At 54.5% G+C, this 24,250-nt stretch carries 19 protein-coding genes; 10 read left to right on the top strand and 9 right to left on the bottom strand.

What is annotated here, in order from left to right; genetic code table 11:
• Positions 1-154: 154 nt before the first annotated feature.
• The gene (locus tag ACF8PE_RS06095; protein ID WP_141242344.1) at positions 155-1,465 is read right to left on the bottom strand and encodes a hypothetical protein; all 1,311 of its coding nucleotides are present in this window, start codon (positions 1,463-1,465) and stop codon (positions 155-157) included.
• 748 nt (positions 1,466-2,213) lie between these two features.
• Positions 2,214-3,029: a helix-turn-helix domain-containing protein gene (locus ACF8PE_RS06090; RefSeq protein ID WP_059308651.1), complete on the bottom strand. Its 816-nt coding sequence runs from the start codon at positions 3,027-3,029 to the stop codon at positions 2,214-2,216.
• A 191-nt stretch (positions 3,030-3,220) separates the two neighbouring features.
• Between ACF8PE_RS06090 and ACF8PE_RS06085 the strand changes: the two genes are divergently transcribed.
• The 5 genes from ACF8PE_RS06085 (at position 3,221) to ACF8PE_RS06065 (ending at position 10,493) form a co-directional block, all read left to right on the top strand.
• The gene (locus ACF8PE_RS06085) at positions 3,221-4,789 is read left to right on the top strand and encodes a family 78 glycoside hydrolase catalytic domain (RefSeq protein ID WP_077227019.1); all 1,569 of its coding nucleotides are present in this window, start codon (positions 3,221-3,223) and stop codon (positions 4,787-4,789) included.
• Positions 4,790-4,815: 26 nt separating this feature from the next.
• Positions 4,816-6,192 carry a glycoside-pentoside-hexuronide (GPH):cation symporter gene (locus ACF8PE_RS06080; protein WP_392494691.1) on the top strand — a complete coding sequence of 459 codons (1,377 nt, stop codon included), beginning with the start codon at positions 4,816-4,818 and terminating at the stop codon, positions 6,190-6,192.
• Between the two features lie 20 nt (positions 6,193-6,212).
• Entirely contained in the window at positions 6,213-7,775 is a 1,563-nt protein-coding gene (locus tag ACF8PE_RS06075) for a carbohydrate porin (RefSeq protein WP_392494690.1), read from the top strand.
• A gap of 416 nt (positions 7,776-8,191) precedes the next feature.
• On the top strand, positions 8,192-9,157 hold the full coding sequence (locus ACF8PE_RS06070; protein ID WP_336994861.1) for an NAD-dependent epimerase/dehydratase family protein: 966 nt from the start codon (positions 8,192-8,194) through the stop codon (positions 9,155-9,157).
• Between the two features lie 139 nt (positions 9,158-9,296).
• Positions 9,297-10,493 carry an MFS transporter gene (locus ACF8PE_RS06065; protein WP_392494689.1) on the top strand — a complete coding sequence of 399 codons (1,197 nt, stop codon included), beginning with the start codon at positions 9,297-9,299 and terminating at the stop codon, positions 10,491-10,493.
• A 16-nt stretch (positions 10,494-10,509) separates the two neighbouring features.
• Here the strand turns inward: ACF8PE_RS06065 and ACF8PE_RS06060 are convergent, their stop codons facing one another.
• Positions 10,510-11,406, bottom strand: coding sequence for a LysR family transcriptional regulator (locus ACF8PE_RS06060; RefSeq protein ID WP_059308645.1), 897 nt, complete (start codon positions 11,404-11,406; stop codon positions 10,510-10,512).
• A gap of 219 nt (positions 11,407-11,625) precedes the next feature.
• On the opposite strand from ACF8PE_RS06060, the gene ACF8PE_RS06055 reads away from it, so the two are divergent.
• Positions 11,626-12,141 (top strand): GNAT family N-acetyltransferase, encoded by a 516-nt coding sequence (locus ACF8PE_RS06055; RefSeq protein ID WP_392494688.1) that lies wholly within the window; start codon positions 11,626-11,628, stop codon positions 12,139-12,141.
• A 414-nt stretch (positions 12,142-12,555) separates the two neighbouring features.
• Here the strand turns inward: ACF8PE_RS06055 and fbpC are convergent, their stop codons facing one another.
• From fbpC to ACF8PE_RS06025, 6 genes are all read right to left on the bottom strand, one after another.
• Complete coding sequence (gene fbpC / locus ACF8PE_RS06050) at positions 12,556-13,602, bottom strand: ferric ABC transporter ATP-binding protein (RefSeq protein ID WP_336994859.1); 1,047 nt, start codon at positions 13,600-13,602, stop codon at positions 12,556-12,558.
• Positions 13,603-13,606: 4 nt separating this feature from the next.
• Entirely contained in the window at positions 13,607-15,685 is a 2,079-nt protein-coding gene (locus ACF8PE_RS06045; protein WP_392494687.1) for an ABC transporter permease, read from the bottom strand.
• 73 nt (positions 15,686-15,758) lie between these two features.
• Entirely contained in the window at positions 15,759-16,790 is a 1,032-nt protein-coding gene (locus ACF8PE_RS06040) for an ABC transporter substrate-binding protein (protein WP_032616757.1), read from the bottom strand.
• A gap of 13 nt (positions 16,791-16,803) precedes the next feature.
• Complete coding sequence (uhpC, locus tag ACF8PE_RS06035) at positions 16,804-18,105, bottom strand: MFS transporter family glucose-6-phosphate receptor UhpC (protein WP_032616758.1); 1,302 nt, start codon at positions 18,103-18,105, stop codon at positions 16,804-16,806.
• 85 nt (positions 18,106-18,190) lie between these two features.
• Positions 18,191-19,732, bottom strand: a complete 1,542-nt coding sequence (locus ACF8PE_RS06030) for an MASE1 domain-containing protein (protein WP_144883474.1) — start codon at positions 19,730-19,732, stop codon at positions 18,191-18,193.
• Positions 19,732-20,361: a response regulator transcription factor gene (locus ACF8PE_RS06025; RefSeq protein WP_032616761.1), complete on the bottom strand. Its 630-nt coding sequence runs from the start codon at positions 20,359-20,361 to the stop codon at positions 19,732-19,734. Before ACF8PE_RS06025 ends, ACF8PE_RS06030 begins: the two co-directional genes overlap by 1 nt.
• 269 nt (positions 20,362-20,630) lie before the next feature.
• On the opposite strand from ACF8PE_RS06025, the gene tauA reads away from it, so the two are divergent.
• The 4 genes from tauA to tauD are packed head-to-tail and all read left to right on the top strand — an operon-like array spanning position 20,631 to position 24,042.
• Positions 20,631-21,593 carry a taurine ABC transporter substrate-binding protein gene (gene tauA / locus ACF8PE_RS06020; protein ID WP_077227015.1) on the top strand — a complete coding sequence of 321 codons (963 nt, stop codon included), beginning with the start codon at positions 20,631-20,633 and terminating at the stop codon, positions 21,591-21,593.
• A gap of 9 nt (positions 21,594-21,602) precedes the next feature.
• Positions 21,603-22,370: a taurine ABC transporter ATP-binding subunit gene (gene tauB / locus ACF8PE_RS06015; protein ID WP_077227014.1), complete on the top strand. Its 768-nt coding sequence runs from the start codon at positions 21,603-21,605 to the stop codon at positions 22,368-22,370.
• Positions 22,367-23,194 (top strand): taurine ABC transporter permease TauC, encoded by an 828-nt coding sequence (gene tauC, locus ACF8PE_RS06010; protein WP_103791814.1) that lies wholly within the window; start codon positions 22,367-22,369, stop codon positions 23,192-23,194. The genes tauB and tauC overlap by 4 nt, the downstream gene beginning before the upstream one ends.
• On the top strand, positions 23,191-24,042 hold the full coding sequence (gene tauD, locus ACF8PE_RS06005; RefSeq protein WP_392494686.1) for a taurine dioxygenase: 852 nt from the start codon (positions 23,191-23,193) through the stop codon (positions 24,040-24,042). The genes tauC and tauD overlap by 4 nt, the downstream gene beginning before the upstream one ends.
• Positions 24,043-24,250 lie beyond the last annotated feature (208 nt).

Here is a 24,250-nt window from a genome sequence, read left to right as displayed (position 1 = left end):
ACCCCGCCGTGAGGACAGAATTTGTCTACTGTTGTGGGGTCAGTCCTGGATCGTCTAATGGAGCGGGGTCAGTCCAAATCCTGTTTTCATTCTTCACCCAACGAGCTCAAAAAGTACATGTGCCGTACGTTTACATACGGCTGGGTTTCACCTATTAACACCAAGGAATGCAGATTCTGGTATCACCAACTGTTCCTACCTGTACAGGTTTAGGAACGAGTTGACCCGGATTATTAAAGACAGAATTGCTTCCTCCCCAAATTTGTACTGGGTTACGAATGAATGAGTTTGACCCGCCAAAAATCTGGTTCGGATTACGGAGGAAAGAGTTGCTCCCTCCCCATATCTGATCGGGGTTGTTGATAACAGAATTTGGCCCCCCGGCAATCTGCCCCATATTTCTAGCAACCCAACCATTTTTACCAACTAAGTCGTTGCTGTCTCCGAAGCAACCGTCACCACCAAATCCGTCTGTTGCACATTTAACAAGCTCGCGTGCCGTTAACCGGGTAGCCATGCATCCAGCCGCAGCATAAGGTTGCCCGCCGGTTTGCACGACACATTGCACTGCGATTTGCTGTTCAGGATTAAGTTGTAAATTAAACATATTTGCACCGGCACAACTTGCCATCTGGGTTGCATCACCTCCGTATTCCGCAGCGCATCTGAGTGCTACCTTTTGCTCTTTACTTGCGTTCTCTCCGAGTAAATAATCTGCAGAACATGTAGCAAAATCTGACGTATCGGAACTATCTCGTGCGCAACGGATTGCGGCTTTCTGATCATTACTGAGATTTTTACCTATCCAACCTTCACCAGCACAGCTTAAGAAGTTTGATTTGGAACCATTAGACTCTTGAGCACATTTTATAATGGCCTGTTGCTCGCTGGATAGACCGTCACCTAACTCATTAGAAGCACATGTGAGAAAATCATCTGAACCTTCACTATCACGGGCACAGGCCATCAGTTTGCGCTCTCTGGCTGGTAATTTTACATTTTTAGCTATCCAGCTATCGCCAGCACATGTTACAAAATCAACGGTATCGCCCCCTGACCTCTGTGCACAGTTCACAGCAATTTCCTGATCGTGGGAAAGTGAAATCCCTAATTCCGGTGCTGCACAATTTGCAAACTCTTCAGCAGTTTTGTTACTAACTGCACAATCAAGTACTTGCTGTTGCTTCTTAGGCAAAATAACTTGATGGCCAACACACCCAATGAATGCTGACGTATTTAACCCGTAATTACGGGCACACTCGATCGCTAGATCCTGTGGGGACTTATTAACAGTAGAAATTGGTGCCGGAATTACACCATGAAATTGATCTAATGCTTGTTGTTGAACAAGGTTGCAAGGCATAGGCCCATTCAGACTATTACAGATTGGGCCAACATTGGGTACGTTATTAATCACATTAAATGTTTGCGGTAACGAGGCAGGAGCCGTGTTTAACTGTTGCATCTTCAAATATTGCTGTATCGCAGCGCATGGGCCCGGACCCAATGGTCCTGCACAAATAGGTCCGATTCCCGGTTGGCTCCCTATTACCTGCAACTGGAATTGCACAGGTTGTTGTTGCATCTGAATATAGTTCTGAACAGCGGCACATTGGCCAGGCCCTAGAGGGCCCTGGCAAATAGGGCCTAAAACAGGATCGACAGCGATAATCTGTAGCGGTACAGCGAAGGTAATCAAAGGGTATATGAGGAATACGATTGGTAGAAAAATACGGAGTAAACAGATCATAGATCCCCCTAGGAATCTAAAATTAGTTATGTCAAATGTCCCTTACTCAGATAGTCCCCACCTGCAATTGAAGCATAGCCCATCACCTTTCTAAGCGTCGCTAATAGTGCTCGGTAAGGCATCCTACCTTTGGATGAGTTTACCTGTTACCTGCTCCCGTTGATTAAGACACTCAATGTTAATCATCTAGTTGTTGGAGTTGCATACTTCCGCTTCTCGCTCAAAGCGGACCTTCCATTTTCACCTGCCTTTTGCTTTGAACCCCTTTCTGCCGTATCTCGCTCACCCTTCCATACGTCTAATCAGTCCAGATCCGACTTTGCAAAAAAACCGAACAGCCCCTTAAACCGCGGTAGGGCAGGCACCGGAATTTCCGGTTGCCTACGGCTTAAAACTTAGAGGCTGGCGTACTGTCCGATCCTGTATTTTCACCAGATCTGTGCCACGGTTAAACGGTACAATGTTAAATGGCGATATGACTACGCCGGTCATCAGACGGCGTCACGCCAAATGTTTTTTTGTATAAAGTGGTGAAATAATTGCTGTTAGTAAAACCACACATAAAAGCAATTTCGGTCACGGTCATCTCTGTTTCACGCAGCCTTGATCGGGCAGACAGGAGTCTCAGCCTCTTTATGTAATTCTCGGGTGTCATTCCGGTGGCTTCTTTAATATGCCTGAACATGGTCCGGGGCGTTAAATGGAAATTTAACGCCAGCAGATCCCAGTCATATTGTTCAAAACAATTCTCCTGCAGATGGTTGAGAAGTTTATGTAATTTATAACGTGTATTGTTTTTCTGCGCCCTGTACTGGGCTTCGGTAATGACCATAACCAGTCTGAAAAAAAGATATTCCCGTTGCTCAACTGGCTGTACCGAATTAAAGATCTGATCGACCAGTGAATTGCATTCCATTCGGATCCCCGGGGGTAACCAGACATATGAACTCAGGTTACCTGCCGATATCCGCTCAAGCAGACCTTCCATCCGGCTCAGGTAATTAAAATCAACATTCGGATTAACCAGAATGTTAATCAGTTTCAGCGTTCCCAGCTCGTCGTAAAAATGATGGTCTGTTCTTCGTACATAAAAAACATCCCCCTGCTGTACAAACAGAGGCCTGCCATTAATAACATGCAGCCCATGCCCCTGTTCAACAATTACTAACTCGTCAAATTCATGAGTATGTTCACAGCCATTATCTTCCGGATCGCTTTTATACAACGCAAGCTTATCGCTGTCGGCATTGAAATACATTGTGATCGTCAGATTGTTCATACATACCTCCTGGTTACTGAGGGCAACAATAGAGGAATTGTGCCGGTACAGAAACGGAGGTTTTACAAAATGTGAACCTTCCACCTGTAATCTCACATCCACTGCCACTTTCTCTGCTGACTTGGCAGCCGCAGGGTGGTTGCCACATACCCGGGACGAATATCCTTCAGGAAATTCTAGAGGGGAAGTATATGTCGCAAGCCATACAGTCGAACAGTCATATGACCATGATGAGGGAGCCCGTCTTCCTGAATAAGGCCGCTGAGCTGACACCGGTCATACGCAGAAGAAAAACCTGTCCGCTTAATGCCATTCGCCTGTGCGAAGATCCGCAGGCAGTGCATGGCTGGAGTATGGAGCCTATAGACACCGCGGACGCTTATCTGCAAAAGAGCTTCAGCACCGGAGACAGCCTTATTCTCGATTTCGGGACGCACGGGGTGGGCTGGCTGACGTTCGCCTGTGATTACACAGGCAGCCCGCCTGATGCACCTGCACACCTCCGGTTCACCTTTGGTGAAACACTGTGCGAGATTGCCGAGCCATTCAGCGAATATGAGGGCTGGCTAAGCAGCAGCTGGCTGCAGCAGCACGACGAATACATTGATGTTATTCCTTCCACGATCCAGCTTTCACGGCGTTACTGTTTCCGGTATCTGAAAATCACTGTTGTCTCTTTATCCCCCAAATATCAGCTTCGTTTAACGGATGTGACTTTTGAAACCGTCAGTTCTGCTCCGGAAACACTCCCGGCATGTGATACCCGCGATGCGCAGTTGAGGCGCATTGATGAGATATCAGTCCTGACACTGCGTAACTGTATGCAGGAAGTTTTTGAGGATGGGCCTAAACGGGATCGCAGGCTGTGGCTGGGCGATCTGAGACTGCAGGCGCTGGTTAACAACGTCACCTTTAAGAACCATGATCTCGTACGTCGCTGTCTTTATCTCTTTTCAGGCCACCGGCGTGAGGATGGCATGGTGTCCGCCAATATATTTACCAGACCTCATGTGATCGCTGATGACACTTTCCTGTTCGACTATTCACTCTTCTATGTCGATATCCTGAATGACTACGTGCTTGAAACTCAAGATGTGGCCACCGCAAAAGAACTCTGGCCGATCGCGTTACGACAAATTGAGCTTGCTCTGGATCGCTGTGACACTGACGGCCTTGTAACAGACAGCAGCGACTGGTGGTCATTTATTGACTGGCACGAAAAACTGAATAAACAGGGCCCGTCACAGGGGGTGCTGATCTACTGTCTGCATAAAGCAATACAGCTTGCACAGATTTGCCAGCCGGAGTTATGTGAGCGTTTATCCGCCACGTTAAGCCGGCTGATGGCAGGTGCCCGGCGATTATGGGACCCAGCCAGAGGGCTGTATGTCAGTGGTGCCGAACGACAAATCAGCTACGCAACGCAGATCTGGATGGTACTGGCCGATATCGGCGACGGTGCTCACCAGCGGACAGTGATGGAAAACCTCCTTCATTCATCCCCGGAAATTGGTATGAATACGCCATACATGAGACATCACTTTATCGCCGCGTTATTAAAAACGGGTATGCGCGAACGGGCGATCGAGGAAATTAAAAAATACTGGGGGAAAATGGTCGAATACGGCGTAGACACGTTCTGGGAACTCTTCGATCCCGAACATCCCGACTTCTCTCCGTATGGCAGCAAGCTTATTAACAGTTACTGCCATGCCTGGAGTTGCACCCCGTCCTGGTTTATTCGCCAGTACGGACTTTAAATATTCGTGATTGAAGAGACAATAAAATGGCTGATACTTCACTGAATGTATGGCGCCAGCGGGTTGGATATGGCATCGCTGACTTATCCTGTAACCTGGTCTGGCAGTTAATTTCATTGTATTTGATGTTTTTCTATACCGATGTCATGGGGTTGCCGGCTTACTACGTTGGCATTATGTTCCTTGTAACAAGACTGGTGGATGGTGTTGCTGATGTCCTGATGGGACTGGTTATTGATAATACCAGTACCCGCTGGGGACGTTGCCGCCCCTGGTTACTGGTCGGTGCCGTTCCGTTCGGTGTCATGTGCGTTCTGGCCTTCTATGTCCCTGACTTCGGCACTACCGGAAAGCTGATTTATGCGTTTATCACTTATCTCTGTCTCTCTTTTCTTTATACCCTGGTGAATATCCCGTTCTGTGCAATGCTGCCATTTATCACGGCTGATTCGCAGGAAAGAACGACGCTGTCATCAGTGCGCATTTTATTAGGCTCACTGGGTTCGACCATTGTGGCAGTGGCCACGCTACCACTGGTTGCTTCGCTCGGTCGGGGCGATCAGGAGCGGGGCTTCCTCTATACCGCGATTATTTTTGGTGTGATCGCCACCTTTTTCCTGCTGGTCAGTTTTAAGAACGTTGAAGAAAAAATCACGATAACCCAGGAGCGTATGACGCTTAGTCGTGCCTGGCTGGGCCTGAAGGAAAATACCCCGTGGAAAATATTTGCGATGAATATCTTCCTGATGTGGGGGGCATTTTTCTTTCAGACCGGGGCGCTGGTTTACTTCTTTAATTACTATGTCGGCAGCACCGAACTGACAGCGATTATTGCGGGGATAACAACATTTGTGCCGCTGCTTGGAACACTGACCGTTCCGGTGCTGGCAGCCAGAATGAAGAAACGGCACGTGTATCTTTTTGCCAGTTTTATAAACCTTATTGGTATGGCAATCATGATTGCCTCAGGCGTTAATCATATGGGACTTATTGTCGGTGCCGTTATTCTGTCCCTGGGAGCTGGCCAGCGACTTGCCATCTATTTCTCCATGCAGGCCGATCCTGTGGATTATGGCGTATGGAAAACAGGTATTAACACGGCAGGTATTTTAACGTCCATTAATGGTTTCCTGGGAAAAGTCGCTATGGCCATTGCTGGCGCAATAACAGGCCTGTTGCTTTCATCCGGCGGGTATGTTGCCAATGCAACGCAATCTGCGGAGGCTTTGTTTGCGATTAAAGCCTGTTATCTCTATATACCAGCAATATTGATTATCGCATCGATGGTCTGGATGGGTAGATTTTACAGGCTCGATGATACCTACGCAGATATCTGGGCGGATCTGGATGCTGCTCAGCATTCACCATCAGATAACGAAAATAAAAAAGCAGCCGTTATTTAAATAATTATAAGGACACTTTCATGCGTATCTCTGTAATTTACGCAGCGATTTGCTGCGCCCTTTTTTCACCCCGAATGGTTAATGCCGTACAGCTGACGGTAGAGCAGCGACTGCAGCAACTTGAGCAACGACTTAATATCTCTGAGAAAAAAACGGCGGAAGCCGAAAGCCGTGCAGCAAATGCAGAAAAAAAACTGGCTGACTTATCGAAACAAAATGAAGTCACCAGTAAACAGGTTGAGGCCGTCAGTAAAAAGCAGGAAATTAATAAAGGGACTGATGGTATGGAATTCAGTGCTTATGCCCGTACTGGTCTTCTGATTAATAGCCATGGAAAAGGCGGCAGAGGCGGGCCGGGTGTTTCTCCGGCCAGCTCCCTGAATGATGATGCGCATACTGGACGACTGGGTAATGAAAAAGATAATTACCTTGAACTGAGTCTTGGAAAGCGCATGACCTTCAGTGACGGTTCATGGGCACATTTTAAAACAATGATTGCGGATGGCGCTAAAAACCCCGATCCGTGGGTGCAGGACAATAACAGTCACCATATCAACGTACGACAGCTCTATGTGGAAATGGGAGGCTTCAGTGAGTTCTCCGGACCGTTTAACGATGCTTATATCTGGGCAGGAAAACGCTTCGACAGGGATAATTTTGACATTCACTTTACGGACAGCGACATCATGTTCCTTGGGGGGACCGGAGGCGGGGTTTATGACGTCAAATGGGGAGACACCCTGCAGGGAGCTTATTCCGTTTATGGCCGAAACTTTGGCGATTTGGGTAGCGATCGCTATGAAGAAAACGACATTCAGAACGTCATGTTTACGGCGAATCATTCCTATAACAACTGGCAGCTCATGCTTACCGGTATGACTGCGCAGGGGAATGATGATCTTAAGGATAATACCTCGACAACCGGCAGTTATGCTTACCGCTCGGATAACACAGCTAAAAATGGTTACTACGCCATGCTGGCCTATCACGATAAACAGCAGTTTTACGGGCTGGCTAAAGGCATGTCTGAAACGGCTCTCCAGTATGGTGGCGGGCTTGGTGCTGAAGCGAGACAACCCGGCAGCGATGGAGATCTGACCGAAAATGCCAAATCTGTACGTCTCGCATCCTATGGCATACTCCCCGTCTGGAATAACTGGGAGCTGGCGCCATCGGTGATTGCTCAGCACAGTGAAGACCGTTACCGGGAGGGTGACCGCTATGACTGGGCAAGTTTCAATTTCCGCGCATCGCAGGCACTGACAGCGCATTTTGCGCTACTGTATGAAGCGTCCTGGCAATATATGGATCTCGATCCTAACGGACGCACTTATAGTTCTGATCAGGGGGTGCAGACCTATCAGCCAGTTAAGGGTGGATTCTATAAACTAACCTTCGCCCCGACATTTAAGGTCGGCAATGTTTTCGATATCAAGGCCCGCCCTGAAATTCGCTTGTTTGCCACTTACATGGACTGGGATAAAGAGCTTGATCGCTATGCCCTGAATGATGATTTTGGCAGTGAAGGCTTTACTGCAGGTGGTACCTGGAATTTCGGTGTTCAGGCTGAAATCTGGTTCTGAGTGAGCTGACTGCAGTGGATCGTGATTAAACATAAAATCGCGACTGTTCCCGTCGATACATTCTGGGTGTTTCAGACGTGGCCATCTTTCCGGCCACGTCTGACTCCGGCGAAGGGAAAGTCCGCCACTGGCTTACTGCAGGCTTGCTCTTACTCAGTTACTGCAGGTCGTGTCGTTCGTTCTCAAATGCCTCCCGTATTCCGGTGTCTGATTCATGCTGCTATAAATCAATTTCTCGTGATTATTAGTTTTTTGACATAAAAGCATTCTGAATTGGGCTAAAGTCAAACATGGCAGTGCGCACTACAATACCTTTCTTGTTAATACAAGCATTCAGGCTATGTCTTTCTGACTGAGCCATTCCCGGCAGGGGATAGCTTCAGAAGCCGTTGCGGAAATACATTAAGGAGAAAGCTATGTCTCGTATCGTTGTCATTGGTGGCAGTGGCCACGTGGGCTCTTATCTCGTGCCAATGCTGGTTGAACTGGGTCACCAGGTGGTAAACGTCAGCCGGGGCGCAGCAAAGCCTTATCGCCCTCATTACGCATGGTCTCTCATCGAAAACGTTGTTATTGACCGGCTGGAAGAAGAAAAGAAAGGAACCTTTGGTCAACGTATTGCTGAGCTTCAGGCCGATATTGTCATCGACATGATTGCATTTGATCTCGGCAGTACGCAGCAAATTGTTGAAGCGCTTCGCGGCAGGATTGAGCATTATCTTTTCTGCAGTTCAATCTGGGTTTACGGTCGTTATGTGTCAGTCCCCTCTCTGGAAACAGATCCTGTCAGCCCGATTGATGCTTACGGACAGGGTAAAGCGGAAAGCGAAGCCTGGCTGATGCGTGAAGCGCGGCTGTCTGGCTTCCCGGCTACTTGTTTCCGTCCGGGACATATTGTCGGTGAAGGATGGGTACCGACCACGCCTCAGGGGAATTCTAATCCTGAAGTGTATTCGCGTATTGCCCGTGGTGAAACGCTGGCACTGCCTAATCTCGGAAGTGAAACGGTACATCATGTTCATGCTATTGATGTCGCACAGCTTATCATTAAGGCCATTGAAAACCGTTCTGCTTCAGTAGGTGAAATTTTCAATGCGGTATCCGGCCAGGCCATCACGCTCAGGGGTTACGCTGAAGCCGTTTTCCGCTGGTTTGGCAGGGAACCGTCCCTGAAGTTCCAGCCTTTTGACGAGTGGCTTGCCGGGCTTGAACCTGAGTTTGCTGAAAACTCCAGAGGGCATGTGGTGCGAAGTTCTTCACATTCCATTGAGAAAGCCCGCGTCAGGCTGGGTTACCAGCCCCGTTACAGCAGCCTGGAAGCGATCCATGAGTCCGTTCAGGCCCTGATCGCCCAGGGGCAGGTAGAGTCACCTTCACGCTGATCACGACGCAGATACGTTTTTAACCTTTGTTCAGGCGGGGCAGATTGAAATCGCTGCTCCGCCGTCATCCTGCTTTTTTTATCTGACTGCAGGCTGTGAGCCTGTGGTAACTGTTCACCATCATCTTTAGAAATTATCTATGAATAAACCGCTTAATGCGGGCGGCTTCAGTGCGCCCGAAATGACGTCTGCCTGGAGTGCAGTCATCAGCATGGCTCTGCTGTGCTTCGTCCTCGTTTCATCAGAATTTATGCCGGTCAGTCTGCTGACCCCAATTGCAAATGATCTGTCGGTCACGGAAGGCCAGGCGGGTCAGGCCATTGCCTTTTCCGGGCTGTTTGCGGTGATTACGAGCCTGTTTGGTAACACATTGCTTGCCCGCTTCGACCGGCGTACAGCAGTGATTTTCTATACCCTTGTGATGGTGATGTCCGGGGTCATCGTCACATCTGCTCACGGCTACGGCATGTTTATGTTCGGGCGTGCGTTGATTGGTATATCTATTGGGGGATTCTGGTCGCTTTCTACGGCCATTCTGGTACGGATTGTGCGTCCCGTGAGTGTCCCTAAAGCTATCGCCATTCTGCAGGGCGGGACCGCACTGGCGTTCGTGGTGGCGCCACCGCTGGGAAGCTTTCTGGGCAGCCTCATCGGCTGGCGGGGTGCATTCTTTACCGTGGTACCTGCGGGCGTGATCTGCCTGATATGGCAGATGGTCGTCATACCGAAACTGCCGCCGCAACGTGATACCAGCATAAGACAGATAGCATCCCTGTTACGCAGCCGGACATTCGCCCTGGGCATGATTGCCGTGACGCTTGCCTTCATGGGACAGTTCTCGCTGTCCACTTACCTGCGTCCTTTCCTCGAAAGCGTCACTGGACTGGGCATCAACATGATTTCCCTGTTCCTGCTGGGCGTAGGCATCGCAGGTCTGACGGGAACGCTGATCTCAGGTTTTTTTGTCAGGGATAATCTGCTGCCAGCTCTCACCGGTTTACCGGCGGGCCTGGCGATCGTCGCAGGTCTGCTCACGGGGCTGGGACACATACCCGCCGCCACAGGAGCATTGCTTCTGGTATGGGGCATACTTGTGACTCCCATTCCTGTCGTATGGAATACCTGGATGACCCGGATTATTCCGAATGAACTGGAGGCTGGCGGTGCCCTGATGGTCGCCCTGATTCAGTTCGCCATTACAATGGGCGCATTCACTGGCGGCGAATTATTTGATCACCAGGGCTGGGTCAGCACCTTCATGCTCGCCACCGCCCTGCTGGTAGCCTCTGCCATTATTGCCGTCCTGCCCGGGCGTCGCTCACTGGCAGGAAAATGAATGCCAGACAGGCCGCCTAACCCGCCGAAGGGATGCGTAAGGCATCAATAATAACTTTCAGTGCCGGCGACATCTGTCGCCGGCTGGGATAATAAAGATGATAGCCCTTGAAAACAGGGCTCCAGTCCTCAAGCACTCTCTCCCACTTCCCCTGCTTTATCCCGGGTTCGGCCAGATTATCCGGAACATATGCCAGTCCATACCCAGCCTCAACGGACGTGAGCATCGGATAAACGCTGCTGTATATCAGCTGACCCTGAACTTTCATGTTCAGTTTCTCATCCCCTTTCTCAAACTCCCATGCGTACAGCTGCCCGGCCCCGGAATGTCTGATATTGATGCAGTTATGACCAGCCAGTTCTGAAGGGTGTGAAGGTTTACCGGCTCTGGCAAGGTAGTCCGGAGATCCAATTACGGCAGGCCGCCAGTCAGCCCCAATCCTGACAGCTATCATATCCTTGACCACATCATCCCCTAGCCGGACTCCAGCATCAAAGCGCCCCTCAACAATATCGATAAAGCCGTTTTGCTGGGACAGTTCGACCTGAATATCAGGATAATGTTTAAGGACCGGGGCCAGAGCCGGCCAGATGTACTCATGCAGCATGTGGTCTGAAACCGTGAGCCTTACCGTTCCCGCAGGTGTGTCGCGAAAACGAAGCAGGTCAGAGATATCTGTTTCTATGGCGTTGAGGCGCGGTTCAAGCGCGGCCATAAGTTTTTCACCGATATCGGTGGGCGCCACTTTGCGCGTTGTACGCATCAGTAGCCGCATACCGAGCCTTTCCTCAAGACGTCTGATAATGTGAGACAGCGTTGATTGAGAAATATTCAGCCGTGCAGCAGCTCTGGTAAAACTCCGTTCCTGCGCGACAGCAAGGAACGCAAGATAGTCATTAAAATCTTCGCGCATGAACGTTTTCCGTGTAATGAACAAACCTTTCGGCTTAAGCTTTTTCCTGAATGATTTTACAGTCATCCTCTTTGAAAGTCCGTTGTTCGCTCATAGCGGACCTCTACTTAATCATTTTGTCCACTCTCTGCCAGAAGCCGACGTTGTTTACATTGTGTTATGTTGAGTTATTGGGATAAGTTCACCGAAAGTCATATCTTCAAGTGCGAGGCAAAGTAGATGGATTTAGAAACACCCCGTTTAAAGCTTGAACCCTATGATGACTCTCATTACGAAGGCTTGAGGGTAATGGATAGTGATGCCAGTGTGATGCGTTATATCACCGGAGGTATCGTTAAAACGCCCGAAGAAACCTGGGAAGGTATCAGAAGAGTCCAGGCACGTTGGGATAAGTACAACTTCTCATGGTGGGCTATCAAAGAGAAGTCCTCTGGGATGATCGTTGGTGCAGCATGCCTCCAGCATCTGGCAAACGTGGATGGCGCACCATTAGAGATTGGCTGGCGTCTCGTGCTGGAACACAATGGCAAGGGCTATGCAACAGAGGCAGCTCAAGCGATCGTTGATTACGCGGCGGAAAAGGTAGGAGCAACTTATCTGGTTGCTGTTGCCGATCCTGCAAATATCCCCTCGCAGCGTGTGATGCAGAGGTTAGGTATGACTTACAAAGCCATAGAGCAGCATTACGATGTGCCATGTGTGGTGTATGAACTTAATATTCGCAAGCCTGCTTAGATGTTGGCTACTCCGTGCAAACGGGGTAGCGGTAAAGGAGTTGTGCCCTTGACTACAAACAACCGGAACTGGACGTAATCGTTGTCGAATAATCATCTCTGTTTTGATCGCTCCTCGCTCATAGCGGACGCTCATCTCACTACACCCAACACGTGCATTCCGAAATTCTCACCGCTCATCGTAACTACCGCCGCACCTGCAGTGGCGGCGTTCAGGTGCAACGGCAGAATGAGGCATCTGTTGGAATAGCTGAAAGCCAGAGAGAAAACAGGAGAAGAGCGCGGCTCGAAGAACTGAGAAACCGCCGCAGCTAGCTTATGGCGTGATAAAATCCGAACGGAAAAGCATATTGAACTACCGCGTGCCGCATGAGCGGCACGCGGTATCTCCTCCTGAATGGAAAGGGAGTACAACCTAGGCTGCATCCGCCAGCACAAACATCCCGTACGGATGAATTTCCAGGTAATAGGCCTCCCCGACATCCGGTTGCAGACGTGTGGCATTCACCTGCAACAAAATCTCCTGCCCGTGCCACTCGACAATCACCTCATACTGCGGCCCCATATAGGCGACGTGGCGGATCACGCAGCGCTGGCTCTCGTCGCCGTGCTGGCTCAGGGTGATCGCCTCCGGGCGCACGCCCACGGTGCCGGTTCCCTGGGCGGCAAAGTGCAGCGGACGGGGCAGGCGGTAGCCGTGGATCGCCACAGACTCGTGGCTGAAGCTGGCCGGGAACAGGTTGGCATCGCCCATAAAGCTCGCCATAAAGCGCGACGCGGGCTGGCGATAGAGATCCTGCGGTGAGCCAATCTGCATAATGTTGCCCTTGTTCATCACCAGCACGGTGTCCGAGACCGCAAAGGCCTCGCTCTGATCGTGGGTAACGTATAGCGAGGTAATGTTGAACTGCTTTTGCAGCTCGCGGATCTTGTCGCGCATGCTTCGACGCAGGTTGGCATCAAGATTACTCAGCGGCTCATCGAACAGCAGCACTTTCGGTTTGAGGATCAGCGCCCGGGCCAGCGCCACGCGCTGCTGCTGGCCGCCGGAGATCTGATCCACATAGCGATCGTCAAAGCCCTCCAGGTCCACCATCGCCAGCGCCTCTTTGACGCGGGTTTTGATCTCCCCACGCGGTACGCCGAGCATCTTCAGGCCGTAGCCGACGTTCTCGCCCAGTGACATGTGCGGGAACAGGGCGTAAGACTGGAACACCATGCAGATATCACGCTGCTGAATGGAGCTGTGGGTCACGTCCTCGCCGTCGATAAAGATCTGCCCGCTGGTGGGCTTTTCCAGCCCGGCGACCAGACGCAGTACCGTGGTTTTACCGCAGCCGGAAGGGCCGAGCAGCGTCACCATCTCTCCCTGCGGGATCGCCAGGTTGATGTTTTCAATTACCGTGTTCGCGCCAAAGCGCTTGGTCACGTTACGCAGTTCAACAAAATGTTTCTGAGTCATAGTGTTACGCCTGGTTTTTGGCTTTAGAACGGGAGATACGCGCCTCACCGATCAGCCAGTCAAAGAGGAAAATGATCGCCAGCATGACCACAATCAGGATCGAGCCGTAGGCAATCGCCACGCCGTATTCGCCATCTTCCACGCGGTTCAGAATGTAGGCCGTGGCTACCCGGGTATCCGGGGTGACCAGGAACACAATGGCGCTGACGGTAGTAATGGCACGCACAAAGCTGTAGATCAGCGCCGACAAAATGGCCGGACGCAGCAGCGGCAGCAGGATGTGGGTGATGGTACGCAGCGACCCGGCCCGCAGGCTGAGCGAGGCTTCGTCCAGCGATTTGTCGATCTGACCCAGACCCGCGATCCCGGCGCGAATACCCACCGGCACGTTACGCATCACCATTGAGATAATGACGATGGCGGCGGTGCCCGTGAGGTACACCGGCGCGCTGTTAAAGGCCAGAATGTACGACACGCCCGCCACGGTGCCTGGAACGGCAAAGCACAGCATGGTGGTGAACTCGATGGTCTTTTTGCCTTTGAACTGCTGGCGCACCACGATCCAGGCGATCAGTAAACCGAAGGCGGCGGTGATCGGTGCGGCGATCCCGGCGTACAGCAGGGTATCGAGCAGCGAAGGCCATGCGCCATCGCTCATCCCCTGGCCGAACAGCTTGATAAAGTTATCCAGCGTCAGGGTGTAATCCACCCCCCAGTTGACGGTAAAGCTGCCGTAGAAAATGCTGCCGTAGAGCAGGGCGTTAAAGGCGATCCACACCGCCAACAGGGCGATCACGCTCCACACCAGCGTCACCGGCAGGGGCTGTACGTCGCCGCGATAGGACTTGCCGGTGACGGTTACGTAAGAACGTTTGCCGATCCACATATACTGGATGCAGAACACCAGCAGTGAGAACAGCAGCAGGAAGGCGCCCAGGGTGCTCGCCGCCTGGTAATCCAGCTGGGAACCAGTGATGTAGAAGTAAATCTGCGTGGCCAGCACGTCGAAGTTGCCCCCCAGCACCAGCGGGTTACTGAAGTCGGCCAGCGACTGCACAATCACGATCAAAAAGGCGTTCGCCAGCGCCGGTTTCAGCAGCGGGACAAAGACGCCGTTAAAGGTCTGCCAGCGGCTGGCGCGCAGGGTATACGAAGCCTCCTCCAGCGACGGGTGAATGGTCTTGATCGCGCCATCGAGGATCATAAACGCCATCGGGGTGAAGGCCAGCACCTGCGCCAGCCAGATGCCGGTAAACCCGTACAGCCAGTTGGTGTTGGTTAAGCCAAACCAGTCAACCATCAGTTCAGTGACGTAGCCGGAGCGCCCCATCATCAGCGTCACGCCCAGGCCCACCACGAACGGCGGGGTGACGATCGGCAGGATCGAGAAGATGCGGCCAATAATGGCGCTGCGTCTGGCGATGCGGGTGGTGTAGATCGCCAGCACCAGGCCAAAGAAGGTACAGCCGATACCCACCGCAATGGAGAGCAGGATCGAGTTGATGATCACCTGAATGATGTGCGACTGCGACAGCACATTCATAAATGCCAGCGGGGCGAATTCCCCTGCGTCGTTGGTGAACATCGGGATAAAGATGGCGATGCTCGGCCAGACGATAAAGATGCCGATCAGCGCGACGATGGCGATCAGCGAGCCAATCACAAAGCGGTCGCCCCCCAGCCACTCAAGACGGGTCAGGGCCAGCGTTATGATCGCCCCCAGCGCCACAAACAGCACGATGGTGGCATAGCCTAAACCGCGCCCTTCAAGGATGGCGCTGATGACCACAAAGGCCATGCACAGCAGCGCCCAGCCAGCGTCGAGGTAGTGGCGGCTGCGCTTTTCGCGCTTCGCTTCGCTGAACGGACGTACCAGCAGCAGAGTGGGGAGCAGATACCACAGCCAGCTGACGTTAAAGTGCGACCAGCTATAGGCATCGAGGATCTCGTCGCTGGTGGATTCCAGCAGGCCATAATCCAGGCTCCAGCTCGGCAGCAGGGCAAAGGCCAGCCAGCCAACGAAAACCCAAAGGAAGACCGCATCCCGTTTTTTCACGGGATGAAGAGCGAGTGTCTGTGACATAAATATTCCGGTGTTGAGGAATGTACAGGCCGGGTGAGCGCAACCGCCACCCGGCATTGACTGCGTCGTGGGCTTATTTACCCATCTTCACGTCGCTGACCCACTTGTTGATCAGCGCCTTACGCACGTCCGTAGAGCCGTACTTATCCATGTCGTAGCTGATGAGTTTCAGGTCATCCAGCTTCAGCGAGTTCGGCGAAGTCTCGGCGGTGGTATTGGTCAGGATCTGATAGGACTTGCCCTGCTTCCACGCCAGCTCCTGCGCCTCTTTTGACAGCACCCAGTCCACGAACAGCTTCGCGTTCTCTTCGTTACGTGCGCCTTTCAGAATGCTCACGCCGCCGATTTCATACCCGGTGCCTTCGCAAGGCGAAATCAGCTCCAGCGGCGCGCCTTGCTCTTTTTCCAGGGAGTAGTCGTGCAGGAAGCCAATGCCGATGGCCGTTTCACCGCGAGCGGCGTTACGCGCCGGGGCAATGCCGGATTTGGTGTACTGGGAGACGTTGCCGTTGAGCTGCTTCAGGTAGTCGAAGGCCTGATCTTCACCCCACAGCTGGACGAACGTCGCCAGCGCGGTGTAGGCGGTGCCGGAGCTTTGCGGATCGGCAATCTGGATTTCGCCTTTGTATTCCGGTTTGGTCAGATCTTTCCAGCACTGTGGCACCGGCAGGTTCTTCTCTTTCAGGCGCTGGGTGTTGACGCCGAAGCCCAGAATACCCACGTAGACTGCGGAAGAGAGGTTGCCTTTCACCTTCGCCGGATCGCGGAATTTCTCCATGATCTGCTCCAGATTCTTCGACTTGTACGGTTGCAGCAGCCCCATTTCACCGGCCTGGGATTGGGGATCCAGGGTACCGCCGTACCAGACATCAGCCTGCGGGTTTTTCTTCTCGGCATCCACTTTCGCCAGCGTGCTGCCGGAGCCGTTACGGATAAACGAGGTTTTGACGTCGTATTTGTCGCCAAACGCTTTGGTTTCGGCTTCGCACATTTCGTTGGTGGCGCTACAGTAAACCACCAGACGGCCTTTGGCCTGTGCGGCACCGGTTAAGGTGGCCAGCGCGATCCCGGAAGCTATGAGGGTAGAGAGAAGCGTTGTTTTCATTATTCAGCCCTTGTTATGACGTTATGTGACTGCGAGAAGCGGTGATGCCCGCCATCAGCAGCGGCATCAGGAGTAAACCCATCAGCACGGCGGCAATCGAGAGCAAACTGAACATCCCCGACCAGCCGTAGCGTTCGATAACCTGTGACAGCGGCCACCCGGCCAGCGCGGCCCCCAGATAAGCGAACACGCCAAGAAAACCGGTAATCGACCCTGCTGCCTGCTTGTGTCCGCACTCCACGGCGGCAAGGCCGATCAGCATCTGCGGACCAAAGACAAAAAATCCCACCGTAAAAAAGCACATTGCCAGCAGGGCGTAGTGGTGAACCGGCGCCAGCCACAGAGCAGCCACCGACACCATCAGCCCCAGCGTAAACAGCAAAATCATCGGCGCCCGCTGGCCGCTGAACAGCAGATCCGATCCCCAGCCAGCGAACAGCGCCCCGAGCAAACCGCCCACTTCAAACAGCATCACTGTGGCGTTGGCGCTTAACAGGTTGACGCCGTGGCTCTCCGCCAGCCAGATGTTGCCCCAGTCGTTGAGGGCGATGCGGATGAGATACACCAGCACATACGACGCCCCGAGCAGCCAGATCATCGGGTTTTGCAGCATGGTAGTGCGTAACATCTGCCACAGCCCCATCGGCGGGCTGTGCTGTTGCTGGCGCAACTCCAGCGGATCGTTGCGCCACTCGCCCACCGTTGGCAGACCCTCTTCCTGCGGTGTGCCCCGCAGTTGTGTGGTCAGCCACAGGCCGAGCACGATACTGATGATCCCCGGTGTCAGCATCGCTGCCTGCCAGCCCCAGCGATGGGCGGCAAAGGCACAGATCAGCGGAATAATGGCCCCGCCGATGTTGATAGAGGTATTCCAGCATCCCCACCAGAAGCCACGCTCGTTACGCGAATACCAGTGGGTGAGCAATCTTGCGCAGGGCGGCCATCCCCATCCCTGAAAGAAGCCGTTCAGCGTCCAGATAAACAGCAGTAGCGGCAGCGAGTCGCCGAAGGCGAACAGCACGTTCAGCACCCCGGTTGCCATCAGGCCGATACCCATAAATGCCCGCTGACCTTTACTGTCATGCCACAGTCCGGCGGCAAATTTCGACAGGCCATAGCTCAGATAAAACAGCGACCCGATCAGGCCGATGTCGCTTTTGCTCAACCCCAGATCCATCTGCAAAGCAGGCAGGATGTAGTTGAGGCTTTTACGCGTCAGGTAAAACGCGGCGTAACCTATCACCATGCAGATCAGCAGTTTCGGGCGAAGCCGACGGTAGCGTTGAGTAACCTGTTCAGCTGACAGTGCGGGCATGGCGTTCTCCATTTGAGATGACTGTATGAAAGCGCGACGAAAAAGGGATGAGAGAAAGTCTGGCGTGACTAAGACTTTTTCCTGGTTAGCGGTGTGTTTGTTGCAAAATTGTGGGCAGGTTAACAATTACGCGGGTGCCGCCCTGCGACTCCAGCGTCATTTCCCCGCCGAGAGCATGCACGCGCTCGCGCATCCCCTGAATACCAAAACCGGGCATCTGCTGCGGGCTGATGCCGCTGCCGTTATCCCGCACCTCCAGGCGCAGCTGATTGTCGTGCTGACAGAGCAGGACGCTGACCTCGCTGGCATCGGCGTGTTTGCTGACGTTATTCAGCAACTCCTGCAGCAGGCGATAGAGGGTAAAGACCAGGGTTTCACTCTGGGGCGGGCCAGGCAGTTGATAATCAAACCGGCAGTGGATCCCGCGCTCGGCAAAGGCGAACTCATTCACCAGGTGGTGCAGCGCCTCCTTTAAGGAGAGTTCATCCAGCACCGGCGGGCGAAGCTGGCGCAGCAATTGCCGGGTGGAGTGATGGATGCGCCGGGCCAGCTCGTTGATCTGCCCGGCCGCCTCTAAGGCCTGCGGCGTGTCGCCCGCCCGCTTCACCAGCTGGGACTGGATTTGAATGGCGGTGATGTTCTGACCAATCTCGTCGTGCAGCTCGCGGGCCAGGTGTTTGCGGGTGTCCTCTTCGGTGTGGATCAGCTTTTCCGTCAGTTCGCGACGCGCCTGGAGTTCCGCCTCCAGCCGACGGCGGTAATGATCGAGGTTCATCGCCAGATGCTGCTGGCGGCTGATGGCGATCCCCAGCCCAATCCCCAGCAGCGACTGGGTGGCGAGGAAGATCTCCAGCTCCAGCAAGTCGCTGAACCCCACCCCCACCTGGCGGGCGATGGTGATCATCATGCTGCCCAGCAGCCCGGAGAGCACGCCGCCCTGCCAGCCGAACTTCCACGCCATCATCACGTTGGGCAGAAACACCACGATCAGCAGCAGCCGCTCCAGGGCAGGGGAGAGCACCATCTGGGTGCCGATACCGATAATAAAGAACAGGCTGCACCAGATGATCAGCGAAGTGCGCAGGGGTGGGTTGCTGGTATCAAGCCCGAGCAGATGATAGCGGTGCTGCTGGCGTAAAAACTCAAATACCAGATAGACGAACGGCGTCAGCAGCACGCCGCCGGTAAAGGAGGCCAGCGCCAGCAACGTGGTCGGGCTGGCGAGAAACGGCGCCAGAATCAGCGTCTGGAGCAGCGCGTTGAGGGTTACCGCGGCGATCAGCAGCGACAGGCGCTGCCAGTAGAGCGGAAAGCGGTGCCAGTAGCGTTGCGCCAGCCACGCACTGACGGTGCCCACCAGCGGCACCACCAGCATCAGGTGATGGGTCAGGAGTTGTTCCCCCTGTAGCCAGAGCATGGCGGCCAGCGGGGGGAGGATCAACGCGGGCCAGAAGCGGCGTGCCAGCACGATCAGCAGCGCCAGATAAACGCCCTGCGGCAAAAACAGCGCCGCCTGCTGCCCGTTGTGGGTGAGGTAAAAACTGAGCGTCCACAGCATCAGCCAGCCGGTGCCCCAGGCCAGCATAATAAACAGCGAGAGGATGATGTGGCGCAGGGAGCGTCGCATCAGTGGCCAGTCAACAGCTGGTGATCAAGGGCAAAATGCACCAGTTCGATGGTGCTGTTGCACTGCAGTTTGCCCAGCACGTTGGCGCGGTGGACATGGACGGTCTTGTGGCTCAGTTCGAGTTTGAAGGCTATCTCTTTCACGCTTTCGCCCTGAACCAGCAGCTCGAACACCTCTTTCTCACGCGGGGTCAGCGCCGCCAGCGCCTGCGACACCGGTTCACCGCCGCGCAGGGCTTTGACCGCATCGGCACACAGATAATGGCCACCCATCCCGACGGATCGCACCGCCTGCACTAACTCCTCCGGGCCGCAACGTTTGGTGAGGTAGCCGCTGGCCCCGGCGTCCAGGGCGCTCTGCACAAAGGCGGGCGTGTCGTAGATGCTGAGGATAATGGCGCGGAACCCCGGGCGCTGTTGGCGCAGGCGTTTGAGCAGGCTCAGGCCGTTTTCATCAGGCATGGCGACGTCAAGCACCGCCACGTCGATGGCATCGCGGGTGAGGGCGGGCCAGGCCTCGGCGGCGCTGCTGTACTGGCCTTCGACAACCAGATCCTCTTCCAGATTTAACAGCTGGGCGAACCCGGAACGCACCACCACGTGATCGTCCACCAGCACCACTTTGATCATCACAATTACCTTTGCGGAATAATTTACCTATGATGCCTGTCAATGCTTATCTGGCAATCCCATGCCTGCGGTTATGTAACGAATGTAACAAAATTGCAATAGTGCCGGTAAGCGCAGCGCCGCCGGGCAAAACAAACCGCACAAAATTCACTATCTATTGCCGCTTTTTTTCTAAAAACGATTCGGCATTAACGATGCTTTTTAATTCCTTTATCAAAATTCCGCCGCCAGAAATACTGCCCTCATAACAACAGAGGGGAGCAGACATTATGGCAATTTCATCGCGGTTTACCTTATTTGGCGCACTGGCGCTGTGGGCCGTTCAGGCGCAGGCGGTGGAGGTCACCGTCGCGTATCAAACCTCAGCGGAACCCGCGAAAGTGGCGCAGGCGGATAAAACCTTTGAGAAAACGAGCGGCGCTAAAGTGGACTGGCGTAAGTTCGACAGCGGCGCCAGCATTGTGCGTGCGCTGGCTTCCGGCGACGTACAGATTGGTAATCTCGGCTCCAGCCCGCTGGCGGTTGCGGCCAGTCAGCAGGTGCCCATCGAAGTCTTCTTGCTGGCCTCGCAGCTCGGCAATTCCGAAGCGCTGGTGGTGAAGAAAAATATCACTAAACCTGAAGATCTGATCGGCAAACGCATTGCGGTGCCTTTTATCTCTACCACCCACTACAGCCTGCTCGCCGCCCTGAAGCACTGGAACATCAAGCCGGGGCAGGTAGAGATTATCAACCTGCAACCACCGGCCATTATCGCCGCCTGGCAGCGGGGCGATATTGACGGGGCCTACGTCTGGTCGCCTGCGGTAAATGAACTGCAGAAAGACGGCAGCGTGCTGACCGACTCCGCCCAGGTGGGCCAGTGGGGGTCGCCGACCCTGGATGTCTGGGTCGTGCGCAAAGATTTTGCCGAAAAACACCCGGAAGTGGTGAAAGCCTTCGCTAAAAGCGCCATTGACGCCCAACAACCCTACATTGCCAACCCGGATGAATGGCTGAAAAAGCCAGACAATCTGGAGAAACTTGCCCGTCTGAGCGGCGTGCCAGAGGCCGACGTACCGGGGCTGGTAAAAGGCAATACCTATCTGACACCTGCCCAGCAGCAGCAACAGCTGGCGGGGCCGGTGAATAAAGCGATTATCGATACCGCAGGCTTCCTGAAAGAGCAGGGCAAAGTGCCCGCGGTGGCGGCTGACTACAGCCAGTACGTGACCGACCGCTTTGTGAAGTAAGGGGGCCGTATGCTGACTATTACAAATCTGTACGCCGATTACGCTGGCAAGCCTGCGCTGGACGATATCAACCTCACGCTGGACAGCGGCGAGCTGCTGGTGGTACTCGGCCCGTCCGGCTGTGGGAAGACCACGCTGCTGAATCTGATCGCCGGGTTTGTACCTTATCAGCACGGCACCATTCAACTGGCCGGTAAAAAGGTGGAAGGCCCCGGCGCCGAGCGCGGCGTGGTCTTCCAGAATGAAGGGCTGCTGCCGTGGCGCAACGTGCAGGAGAACGTCGCCTTCGGCCTGCAACTGGCGGGCAAATCACAGGATGAGCGGCTGGCAATTGCCAGGGAAATGCTGAAAAAAGTGGGCCTGGAAGGGGCGGAAAAACGTTTTATCTGGCAGCTCTCCGGTGGCCAGCGTCAGCGCGTCGGCATTGCCCGGGCGCTGGCGGCGAATCCGCAGCTGTTGCTGCTGGATGAACCCTTCGGGGCGCTGGATGCCTTTACCCGCGAGCAGATGCAAACCCTGCTGCTGCGCCTGTGGCATGAAACCGGCAAACAGGTGCTGCTGATCACCCATGATATCGAAGAAGCGGTGTTTATGGCCACCGAACTGGTGCTGCTCTCGCCGGGACCGGGACGGGTGCAGGAGCGTCTGCCGCTCAGCTTTGCCCGCCGCTTTGTCGCAGGGGAGCCGGTGCGCAGCATCAAGTCCGATCCTCACTTTATCGCCCAGCGCGAATACGTGCTGAGCCGCGTGTTTGAACAGCGGGAGGCTTTCTCATGAGCATTGTGGTGAGTGATAAAACCGCGCGCAAACGCCTGACCCTTCGCTGGCCCTTCTCCCGCCAGTTAACGCTCAGCGTCGGCACCCTGCTGGTGCTGCTCGCCGTGTGGTGGGCGGTGGCCGCACAGCAGTGGATTAGCCCGCTGTTCCTGCCGCCGCCGGGCCAGGTGCTGGTGAAACTCTTCACTATCGCCGGTCCAGAGGGGTTTATGGATGCCACGCTGTGGCAGCATCTGGCCGCCAGCCTCGGACGCATTCTGGTGGCGCTGCTGGCGGCAGTGATCCTCGGTATTCCGGTGGGTATTGCGATGGGCTTAAGCCCGACGGTGCGCGGCATTCTTGATCCGCTGATCGAATTGTATCGCCCGGTGCCGCCGCTGGCCTATCTGCCGCTGATGGTGATCTGGTTTGGCATCGGTGAGACCTCGAAGATCCTGCTGATCTACCTGGCGATTTTCGCCCCGGTGGCGATGTCGGCGATGGCGGGGGTCAAAAGCGCCCAGCAGGTGCGGATCCGGGCGGCGCAGTCGCTGGGGGCGAGTCGTGCCCAGGTGCTGTGGTTTGTGATTTTACCCGGCGCGCTGCCGGAGATCCTGACCGGGTTGCGTATCGGACTTGGGGTCGGTTGGTCGACGCTGGTGGCGGCTGAACTGATCGCCGCGACGCGTGGGTTAGGTTTTATGGTCCAGTCGGCGGGGGAGTTCCTGGCGACGGACGTGGTACTGGCCGGGATCATGGTGATCGCCGTGATCGCCTTCGGATTAGAACTGGGGCTGCGCGCTCTACAGCGCCGCCTGACGCCCTGGCATGGAGAGAGACAATGAGTGAACGTCTGACTATTACCCCGCTGGGGCCGTACATTGGCGCACAGATTTCCGGCCTGGATGTCACCCGACCATTGAGTGATAACCAGTTTGAGCAGCTCTATCACGCGGTGCTACGCCATCAGGTGGTGTTCCTGCGGAAGCAGGCGATCACGCCCCACCAGCAGCGCGCCCTGGCGCTCCGTTTTGGCGATCTGCATATCCATCCGGTCTACCCGCACGCCGAGGGGGTGGAGGAAATTATCGTGCTGGATACCCACAACGATAACCCGCCGGACAACGATAACTGGCACACCGATGTCACCTTTATTGACACGCCGCCTGCCGGGGCGATTCTCGCGGCCAAACAGCTGCCGGACAGCGGCGGCGACACCCTGTGGGCCAGCGGGATCGCCGCGTTTGAGGCGTTATCCGCGCCGCTCCGCCAGCTGCTGAGCGGCCTGCGGGCGGAGCATGATTTCAAAAAATCCTTCCCGGAGTATAAGTACCGTAAAACGGAAGAGGAGCATCAGCGCTGGCGGGAGGCGGTGGCTAAACATCCCCCGCTGCTGCATCCGGTTGTGCGCACCCATCCGGTCAGCGGCAAGCAGGCGCTGTTCGTTAACGAAGGGTTCACCACGCGGATTGTGGATGTGAGTGAGAAAGAGAGCGAGGCCCTGCTGGGGTTCCTGTTTGCGCACATCACCAAACCGGAGTTCCAGGTGCGCTGGCGCTGGCAGGAGAACGATCTGGCGATCTGGGATAACCGGGTGACGCAGCATTACGCGAATGCAGATTATCTGCCGCAGCGGCGGATTATGCAGCGGGCAACGATTTTAGGGGATAAGCCTTTTTATCGTGCGCCCTGATCCCCTCACCCTAACCCTCTCCCCAAAGGGGCGAGGGAACCGTCCGATGCGGTTTTCAGCCTCTCACCAAAGGGGCGAGGGGACCGTCCGATGCGGTTTTCAGCCTCTAACCAAAGGGGCGAGGGGACTGTCAGACGCAGTTTTCACCCTCTTCACAAAGGGGCGGGGGGACCATCCGACGCGGTTTTTACCCTCTCCCCAAAGGGGC

It is taken from the genome of Leclercia sp. GLN_9 (assembly GCF_043105735.1).
GTDB classification, from domain to species: Bacteria; Pseudomonadota; Gammaproteobacteria; order Enterobacterales; family Enterobacteriaceae; genus Enterobacter; species Enterobacter adecarboxylatus.
This window is presented reverse-complemented; position numbering and strand designations above follow the sequence as displayed.